Genomic DNA, 8,755 nt, shown 5'->3' with positions numbered 1-8,755 from the left:
TCGCGAGGCAGCAGTTTCCCCGACGTTGCGCGGATCTTGAGACGGCGGCATTGTCCCGGCGACGGATCCGGGCCAGGTAGCGGTCGTACTCCTCGGGGCCGAGCTACGCCGGCAACGGTGCTGGCCACCACCGACCCGGCCAATCCGTACGGCGCGGCGCTGCCCTGGCCGGAGAGGGTGGTCGACTCCGGCGACGGGGCGGCCCCGGCGACCGGGCACCGGGCCGGCCGTAAGGCGGGTGCGCTGGTGGTGCAGGTCGGCGGCGACCTCGTCCTCTACGTGGAACGCGGCGGTCGGACGCTGCTCTCCTTCACCGACGACGCCGACACGCTCGCTGCGGCCGGCAAGGCGCTCGCCGATGCCGTCCACTCCGGGGCGCTGGGCGCGATGTCGGTGGAACGGGCCGACGGCGAGGCGGTGCACTCCTCCCCGCTGCGCGACGCGCTGACCGCCGCCGGCTTCCGGGCCACCCCACGCGGTCTGCGCCTGCGTGGCTGACCCGTCCTGTCCGGTAACGCCCGCTGCTCTTCGCGTGGCCGGCCGCGCCCGCCCCCGCGGCCCTGCCGCACCTGGTTGCGGCCCCGCCTCGGCGGCGGCGCGGCGGCCGAAGGCCGACCTCCCTATCGGCAAAGGGTCGGCCCGGGCGGGACGGACTCGATTGAGCGATATACCTGTGTCATAAATATGACCCACAGGTATATTGCTCAGAAGACATACATGCCCCGGGGGTGGAAGCCGCGGACCGGTGCTCAGCCGAGGCCGTTGAGGACCTTCTCGTAGCGCGGCCGGTCGGCGGCCGGGGTCTTCGCCTCGAGGTAGTTGAGCACCACCGCACCGCGTCGGTACGACTGGCCACCCCAGGTCTCGGCGATGTCGCTGGCGCTGGTCTCGTCGGGAAACACGTACACCGTGACGGCGTCGGTGGCGACGAGCTCGGAACAGCCCAGGCCGAGCCCATCCGGTCCACACTCGATCGAGCGGTCCCTGGGGTGCGACACCCTCAGGCCGGCGGCCCTGAACGCGTTGACGATCTGCGTGGCACCGGGCGCCCCGGCCGGGCGCTGCGGCAGCACCACCGGCGGTGGGCTGGCCGGCCGGTGCTGCGTGGGCCCCTGCGGGGCGCCGGACGGCGGGGCCGGTGGCGAGGCCACACCGCTGGCGCTGGACGGAGCCGTCGAGGGCGTCGGCGCACTCGGAAGACCGGTGGCCGGCGGGGCCGAGACGACCGAGACGGTGGGGGCCGCGCTCGACGGGTCGGCGTCGTCACCACCGCAGCCGGCGGTGAGGGCGACGGCTACCAGCAGGACCGCGACGGCGGGCAGGCTCCGAAGTGTCACCAGGGCAGTCTGCCCCGGCGCCACCCGGCGGCGGGAGTGGCCGGTCGGCCACCGCGCTGTCCCATATCCGCCAACCATCCCACCGGTGGGCGGGGACGGCATACCGCTGCACGGCGAACCCGTCCCGGAACGACACACCGACGCCGAGGGTTAGCCTGCGGGCATGTCCGTCACACCCTGGATCTCGCTTACCACCGACTACGGCCTCACCGACGGTTTCGTGGCCGCCTGCCACGGGGTGATCGCCCGGCTCGCGCCGGCGGCCCGGGTCATCGACGTGACCCACCTGGTGCCGCCGGCGGACGTGCGGCGGGGCGCCGCGGTGCTGGCGCAGACCGTGCCGTACCTACCCGTGGGCGTGCACGTGGCGGTGGTCGACCCGGGGGTGGGCACCGCCCGGCGGGGTGTCGCGCTGGCCACCCCGGGTGGGCTGCTGGTCGGTCCGGACAACGGGCTGCTGCCGGACGCCGCCGCCGCGCTCGGCGGGGTGACCGCCGCGGTGGAGCTGACCGAGCCGCGCTGGCTGGCCGATCGGGTGTCCGGAACGTTCCACGGGCGGGACGTGTTCGCGCCGGTGGCGGCCCGGCTGGCGCTCGGCGCGCCACTGGGCGAGGCGGGGCCACCGGTCGATCCGGCCGATCTGGTCCGGCTGCCGCGGCCGGCCCTGACCTCGGACGACGACGGTTTCACCGCCGAGGTGTCGACCGTGGACCATTTCGGCAACGTCCAGTTGGCGGCACCGGCACACCTGCTCGACCCGCTTCCTGCGGCGCTGCGGGTCGGTCCGCCGGGTCCGGCACCGGCCCGGCCGGCCGTACGGGGGCGGACATTCGGCGACGCCCCCACCGGTGGCCTGGTGGTGTACGTCGACTCGGCCGACCTGATCGCGGTCGCGGTCAACGGCGGGCGGGCGGTGGACGTCCTCCGGGTGGCGCCGGGTGACGTCCTGCGGGTTTCCCGCTGATATTCGACTATGGAATGCTGCCCCGGTGGGTGAACACGTAGTTCCCGTGGGCTGTCCGTGCTGTGCATCCCGAACCGGCGGAGGGACCTGCCCGGTCTGCTTCTGGACCGACGACGGTCAGACCGACGCCGACGCCGACGCCGTCCGGGGCGGTCCCAACGGCGACCTGAGCCTGTCGCACGCCCGACTCAACTACGCCGTCTACGGTGCCAGCCACCCGCGCTACCAGGACATGGTGCGCCCGGCCCGCCCCGACGAGCGCCCCTGACGGCACCCGACGGGGCGGGCACCGGGTCAGCAGACCGGCACGGGGCCGCCGTACACGGTGGAGATGTACGCGTGGCTGACGTACTGGCCGGTGGCCAGCCGGTTCCAGCGGGTGGTGGTGCGGTAGGGGCCGGCCACCGACTGGCCGGTGACGTAGCACTGGATCGGCACGTTGGCGAACCGGGCGGCAAGGCCACGGATCGGGTACGACGTGCTGGCGCCGGTACGGATGTTCAGCGGTCCGTCACCGACCACGCCGCGTGGCCCGTCACCGGTCCACAGGTAGGCGACGTCCACCCAGGCGTTGGTGGTCAGCTTCAGGCCGTCCCAGAAGGTGCCGTCGGCCAGGTCGATGCCGGCCGGGTTGAGCACGGTCCGGCCGAACTGGTCCCGCCCGCCGTTGTAGCCGGCCTGGTAGGCGGCCTGCGCCTCGGGTCGGCCCTGCGGCAGGTCCTTCCAGTTCTCCCGCACCGCCGACGGGTTCCAGTAGTCGTCGCGGGTGTTCCACGGCCCGACGTCCCAGACGGGGGCGTACTCGCAGCGGGAGCCGGTGGTGGTGCAGACCCGCACGGTGTAGTCGCCGGTGTTGAGCGGGGACAGGCCGCGGCGCGACGGTAGCGCCGCGAAGTGGTCCCGGGGCTGCACGGTGCGGCCGTTGGCGGTCAGCTCGCCGACCAGGCCGATGCGGGTGGCGTACACCCGGTAGGTGAGGCCCGGCGTGGCGGCGGAGACGGCCGCGGTCGCGTCGGCGGTGAGGTGGACGCCGCGTACCGTCGCGGTGGCGCCGCCGGCTGGTGCGGTGAGCACCACCCGGCTCTGCACCCGGCTTACCGGGCGGTCGAAGACCGCGCCGTCGGTGGCCGCCCGCCACTCGGTCCAGCCGCTGACCCGCCAACCACGGACCTGGGCCTCGACGGTGGCGCCCGTCGGCACATCGGCGTTGACCTGGGCGCGGACCCGGGTGGCCGGCCTGCTCAGGGTCCGGGGAGCGGTCAGCAGCATCCCCTCCGCGACGGCGCTGTGCGGGCTGCGGGGGCTGCGCCCGGTGGGCCGGGCCTCGCGCAGCCGCAGCCCGGCGGCGGTACGCCGGACGTTGACGTCGTCGCGATCGACGACGGACAGGTCGGCGTTCCACCGTTCGCCGCCCGGAGCGGCGGCGGTGAGGGTGAGCGGGGTTCCGGTGGCGGGTGTCCCGGGCAGGTCGTTGGTGGTGGGCAGGAGGGTGGCGGTGACGGCGAGGGTGAGGGTGGCGACGAGAGCGAGGGATCGGATACGACATTGCGGCCGTGACATAGGCATTCTCCTCAGAACCCCCTGACCCTCGCATGTCAGGAGATCATGAGGAACCTGTGTACAAATAGCGACACATGCGAATCCCGCTCGAACGAGGGAGGATGGTGGGGTGCCCGAAGGCGACACCGTCTGGAACACCGCGCGCGTGCTGCACCGCGCGCTGGCCGACGCACGGATCACCGACAGTGACTTCCGGGTGCCGCAACTGGCGACCACGGACCTCACCGGTTGGACGGTTCGCGAGTCGGCCAGCCGGGGCAAGCACCTGCTGCTGCGCCTCGCCGCCCAGGACGGGGCGCACTGGACCCTGCACTCACATCTGCGGATGGACGGCGCCTGGCGGGCGTACGCGCCGGGCGAACGGTGGAACGGCCGGCCGGCCCACCTGATCCGGGTGGTGCTGCGCAGCCCCGGCGCGGTGGCGGTCGGCTACCACCTGCACGAACTGGCGCTGGTGCCGACCGCCGAGGAGGACCGCCTGGTGGGTCACCTCGGCCCCGACCTGCTCGGCCCGGACTGGGACCCGGTCGAGGCGGTCCGCCGGCTCGGCGCGACCCGGAGCGGACCATCGGCGAGGCGCTGCTCGACCAGCGCGCGCTGGCCGGCGTGGGCAACCTCTACAAGTGTGAGGTGCTGTTCCTCCGCGGTGTGTACCCGTGGACGCCGGTCGGTGCGGTACCCGACCTGGCCGGCATGGTGACCCTCGCGCAGCGACTCCTCGCGGCCAACCGGGGTCGCTGGACGCAGAGCAGCACCGGCTCGTTGCACCGGGGGCAGACCAGCTACGTGTACGGCCGCCGCGCCCAGCCCTGCCGCCGGTGCGGTACCGCGATCCGCAAGCAGGAGCTGGGCGATCGCGTCACCTACTGGTGCCCGGTCTGCCAGCCGGAGCATCCGGACGCCCCGTCGCCCGGCTGACCACCCCGCGCCGAGCGAGGTCATCCCAGATACGGACGATTGGGTAATTCCTATCTGGCCGTCCGAGTCGCATGCTGCGGTTGAGTGCTCACCGACCGTCAGCAGAGAGCACCAGGGTCGCCACGCCGGGGTGGCGACCCTCGTGCCCCGACCCGGGGAGAGTCATGGCGATCTTCCGCAGACTCCGCTCCACCTTCTTCGAGCGCACCATCCGCGACGGCGGCGGCCGCGTCAACGGCCGGGCGGCGTCCGTGGTGCCGGCCGCGCGGACCGCCGAGGAGGTCGCGCGGACCACCGACGAGGCCACCCCGGCCGCCAGCCTGGACCCGGCCGTCGTGCCGCGCTCCTTCGGCCCGGTGGCGAACTTCGCGTACAGCCCCCGCCCGGCGCGTGACGCCGACGGACGGCTGGTGCCCGGCACCGGACTGCGCAAGTTCATCGACGCGCTGCCCGTGCCGGGCCAGACCGTACAGCCCGTGCCGGGCCAGACCGCACAGCCCGTCCCGGCCCCGACGGGCGGAACCGCGCTCGGCGCGTACCTGCCGGTGGCCGTCGCGGACACGATCAGCTATCCGGGCTGCGACTACTACGAGATCGGCCTGCAGGAGTACGCCCAACGCCTGCACCGGGACCTCCCGGCCACCCGGCTGCGCGGCTACCGGCAGCTCAACCTCGGCACGGACGCGTCGGGGCACAACACGGTCGCGCCCCCGGAGCGGCCCTGGCACCTCGGCCCGATGATCGTCGCCCGGCGGAGCCGGCCGGTCCGGGTGAAGTTCATCAACCAGCTCCCCACCGGCCGGGCCGGTGAGTTGTTCCTCCCGGTCGACGACACGGTCGACGGGGCCGGCGTCGGCCCGTTGGACGGCCCGGCGCCGTATCCGCAGAACCGGGCGGTGCTGCACCTGGCCGGGGCTCGGACCGGCTGGACCAGCGCCGGCAACCCGACGCAGTGGATCACCCCGGCCGGGGAGATCACCCCGTACCCGACCGGCACCGGCCTGACCCACGTGCCGGACATGCCCCCGCCCGGGGCCGGCGCCACGACGCTCTACTACCCGAACGAGCAGAGCGGGCGGCTGCTGTGGTTCCACGACAACACACTCGGCCTGGCCCGGCTCACCGTCTACGGTGGACAGCTCGCGCTCTACCTGCTCACCGACCCGGCCGAGGACCAGCTCGTGGCCGATCAGGTGCTGCCCGCCGACCAACTGCCGCTGGTCATCGAGGACAAGACGTTCGTGCCGGACGACGCTCAGCTCGCCGCCGAGGACCCGACCTGGGACCGGGGACGCTGGGGCGCCCGGGGCAGCCTCTGGCACCCCCACGTCTACCAGCCTCGACAGGACCCGTACCGCCCCGGTGGGCGCAACCTGACCGGGCGGTGGGACTACGGCCCGTGGTCACGCGACCCGGCCCCGGACGGGGTCGGCAACACGGCGGCGCCGGCCGGCGCCGGCCCGGTGCCCAACCCGCACCACGACCCGGTGGGCGCGCCGGACGAGCCGCCCCTTCGGCCCGGCGTGCCGCACCCGTCCGCGGTGCCCGAGGCGTACGGGGACACCCCGCTGGTCAACGGCGTCGCCTACCCGTACCTGGAGGTGCGGCCCCGCGCGTACCGGTTCCGGATCCTCAACGCCTGTCTGGACCGCAGTCTCAACCTCCAGCTCTACCGGGCCTGCTCGGACGGGCCGATGTGGACCGCTGACGGTGGCCTGGCCGACGCGGAGGCGGGCGAGGTGCCGATGGTGCCCGCCGTACGGGCGGCGGACCGGCCGGCGGGCTGGCCGACCGACGGCCGTGACGGCGGGGTGCCGGACCCCCGTGCCGCCGGACCGGAGTTCATCCAGATCGGCAACGAGGCCGGCCTGCTGCCCACCCCGGTGGTGCTGCCGAACCGGCCGGTCGGCTTCCGCTACGACCGGCTCGACCCGACCGTACTGAACGTCGACGGGCACACCCTGCTGCTCGCACCGGGCGAACGGGCCGACGTGCTGGTCGACTTCACCGCCGTACCGCCGGGCAGCACGCTCATCCTGTACAACGACGCACCCGCTCCGCTGCCCGGCTTCGACCCGCGCTACGACCAGCACACCGACGCCCCCGACCGGACCGCTGAGGGCGGCCCGCCCCCCACCGAGCCGGGGTACGGCCCGAACACCCGTACCCTGCTCCAGTTCCGGGTCACCGGCGCGCCGGAGCCGCCCTACGACCTGGCCCGGCTGCGCGACCGGCTGCCCCTGGCGTACGCGGCCAGCCAGCGCCCGCCGATCGTGCCGCAACCGGTGTACGACGCGGCGTTCGGCACCCGGACGGCACGGGAGACGACGGTGCCGGTGCACGCCGGCACGGTCACCTTCACCCCGGCGGGCCGCGCCGGCCCGGTGACCCTGCCGGTCGAGGTCAAGGCCGCGCAGCAGGTCTTCGAGCCCGACCACGGTCGGCTGGCCGGCCGGCTCGGCGTCGGCCACCCGAACGCCGGGCCGCTCACCCCGGCGACCCTCCCCCTCGGCCCGACCGACCCGGTCACCGAGGTGCTCTTCGCCGCCGACCCGGCCGTGCCGGTCGGCGCGCCGACCGACGGCACCCAGCTCTGGCGGATCAGCGGCAACGTCCGACAGACCGAGCCGCTGTGCTTCGGCGGCTGCGACGTGCAGGTCGTCAACCGGGTCGGCTGGGACGGCACGCTACGCGCTCCGCACGGCGCCGAGCTGGGCTGGAAGGACATCGTCCGGGTCAACCCCCGCGAGGACGTGGTGGTGGCGTTGCGCCCGGTCGCCCCGATCCTGCCGTTCAAACTGGGCGACAGCGTCCGGCTGCTCGACCCGGGCCGCCCGGCCGGGAGCCGGACCGGCTCGACACCGGTCAGCCCCGCCGACGGGCGACCGGCGGCGGTGGTGAACCAGCTGGTCAACGTGGGTTGGGAGTACCGCTGGCATAGCCAGCTCGCCGCCCACCGCGACCTGGGGATGAGCCGGCCGTTGGTGCTGCGGGTGGCGCCGAGGGCGCCCACCGGGCTGACCGCCACACCGGTGCCCGGATCGGCCACCGCGCTGCCGGCGATCGCGCTGGCCTGGACCGGCAACGGCGGCCGCCCGCCCGCCACCAGTCACCTGCTGCAACGGGCCACCGACGCGACGTTCGGCGGCGTGGTCACCACCATCACCGTCGCGGCGACGGCCACCCGCTACACCGACGCGACGGTCACCCCCGGGGTGACGTACCACTACCGGATACGCGCGGAGAACGCCGTCAGCTACTCGTCCTGGTCGAACAGCGTGCCCGCCTCCGTGCACCTGGCCGCCCCGGTCGGCGTCGTCGCCGCGATTCCCCCGGCCGCGCCGCTACGAGTGGCCCTGCGCTGGACGAACCATTCCTTCGCCACCGGCATCGACGTGCAACGGGCCACCAACCCGACCTTCACCAGCGGCCCGGGCACCACGGCGATCGGGGTCGGCACCAGTCACCTGGACGTCGCGGTCGCGCCGGACACCACCTACTACTACCGGGTGCGGACCACGTACCTGGGCTCCGCGTCGGCCTGGTCGACGGTCGCCGCGGTGAGCACCCCACCCGCGCCGAACATCCCGAGCGGGGTCAGCGCCACCGCCAACGCGCCCGGGCCGGACACGGCGACGGTGGTCCTGGGCTGGGCGGCGAGCACGACTGCCAGCTCGGGCTCCGGGTTCATCGTGCAGCGGGCGCTGGATCCGGCGTTCGGCCGGGAGGTCGCCACGTTCACGGTGACCGGTCGCGGCTTCACCAACACGGGGCTGGCCCGGGGCGTGACCTACCACTACCGGATCCGGTCGTTCAACGTCGTGGGCAGCTCGCCGTACACCGGCCCGATCTCGGTCACGACGCCGCCGTGACCGACCGGCGGCGCTGGCGACCGGCGGGGTCAGCGGGTGGGCGCGCGCAGCGGGGTGCCGGCGGCGCGCAGCTCGGCCAGCGCCGACGCCACGCCGTGCAGCAG

General features: G+C 74.4%; 6 protein-coding genes and 1 pseudogene. 5 read left to right on the top strand and 2 right to left on the bottom strand.

Going from position 1 to position 8,755, the window contains the following annotated elements; genetic code table 11:
• On the top strand, nt 1-498 hold a 498-nt coding region (locus JNW91_RS27015), incomplete at its 5' end, for a hypothetical protein (RefSeq protein WP_456085421.1).
• Between the two features lie 251 nt (nt 499-749).
• On the opposite strand, the gene JNW91_RS27010 is transcribed toward JNW91_RS27015, so the two are convergent.
• Nucleotides 750-1,337 (bottom strand): hypothetical protein, encoded by a 588-nt coding sequence (locus JNW91_RS27010; RefSeq protein ID WP_203178221.1) that lies wholly within the window; start codon nt 1,335-1,337, stop codon nt 750-752.
• Nucleotides 1,338-1,500: 163 nt separating this feature from the next.
• Here JNW91_RS27010 and JNW91_RS27005 point away from each other — a divergent pair, with 163 nt between their 5' ends.
• Together JNW91_RS27005 and JNW91_RS27000 are read left to right on the top strand one after the other, a co-directional pair.
• The gene (locus tag JNW91_RS27005; RefSeq protein WP_203178220.1) at nt 1,501-2,301 is read left to right on the top strand and encodes an SAM hydrolase/SAM-dependent halogenase family protein; all 801 of its coding nucleotides are present in this window, start codon (nt 1,501-1,503) and stop codon (nt 2,299-2,301) included.
• Between the two features lie 25 nt (nt 2,302-2,326).
• Nucleotides 2,327-2,569, top strand: coding sequence for a CPCC family cysteine-rich protein (locus JNW91_RS27000; RefSeq protein WP_225854764.1), 243 nt, complete (start codon nt 2,327-2,329; stop codon nt 2,567-2,569).
• Between the two features lie 26 nt (nt 2,570-2,595).
• Here JNW91_RS27000 and JNW91_RS26995 read toward each other — a convergent pair whose 3' ends face one another.
• Nucleotides 2,596-3,861 (bottom strand): hypothetical protein, encoded by a 1,266-nt coding sequence (locus JNW91_RS26995; RefSeq protein WP_203178219.1) that lies wholly within the window; start codon nt 3,859-3,861, stop codon nt 2,596-2,598.
• Between the two features lie 109 nt (nt 3,862-3,970).
• On the opposite strand from JNW91_RS26995, the pseudogene JNW91_RS26990 reads away from it, so the two are divergent.
• Nucleotides 3,971-4,779: pseudogene (locus JNW91_RS26990) on the top strand (DNA-formamidopyrimidine glycosylase family protein).
• Nucleotides 4,780-4,943: 164 nt separating this feature from the next.
• Nucleotides 4,944-8,651 carry a hypothetical protein gene (locus tag JNW91_RS26985; protein WP_203178217.1) on the top strand — a complete coding sequence of 1,236 codons (3,708 nt, stop codon included), beginning with the start codon at nt 4,944-4,946 and terminating at the stop codon, nt 8,649-8,651.
• Nucleotides 8,652-8,755: the final 104 nt, after the last annotated feature.

The sequence above is a fragment of the Micromonospora parastrephiae genome, from assembly GCF_016802865.1.
Lineage (GTDB): Bacteria > Actinomycetota > Actinomycetes > Mycobacteriales > Micromonosporaceae > Micromonospora > Micromonospora parastrephiae.
The sequence above is the reverse complement of the archived record's forward strand: the minus strand, read 5'-3'. Positions and strand labels throughout refer to the sequence as shown.

Excerpts from the sequence above, each read along its gene's own strand:
- JNW91_RS27005 (WP_203178220.1), top strand. The coding sequence starts at position 1,501 with ATGTCCGTCACACCCTGGATCTCGCTTACCACCGACTACGGCCTCACC.
- JNW91_RS26995 (WP_203178219.1), bottom strand. The coding sequence starts at position 3,861 with ATGTCACGGCCGCAATGTCGTATCCGATCCCTCGCTCTCGTCGCCACC.
- JNW91_RS26985 (WP_203178217.1), top strand. The coding sequence starts at position 4,944 with ATGGCGATCTTCCGCAGACTCCGCTCCACCTTCTTCGAGCGCACCATC.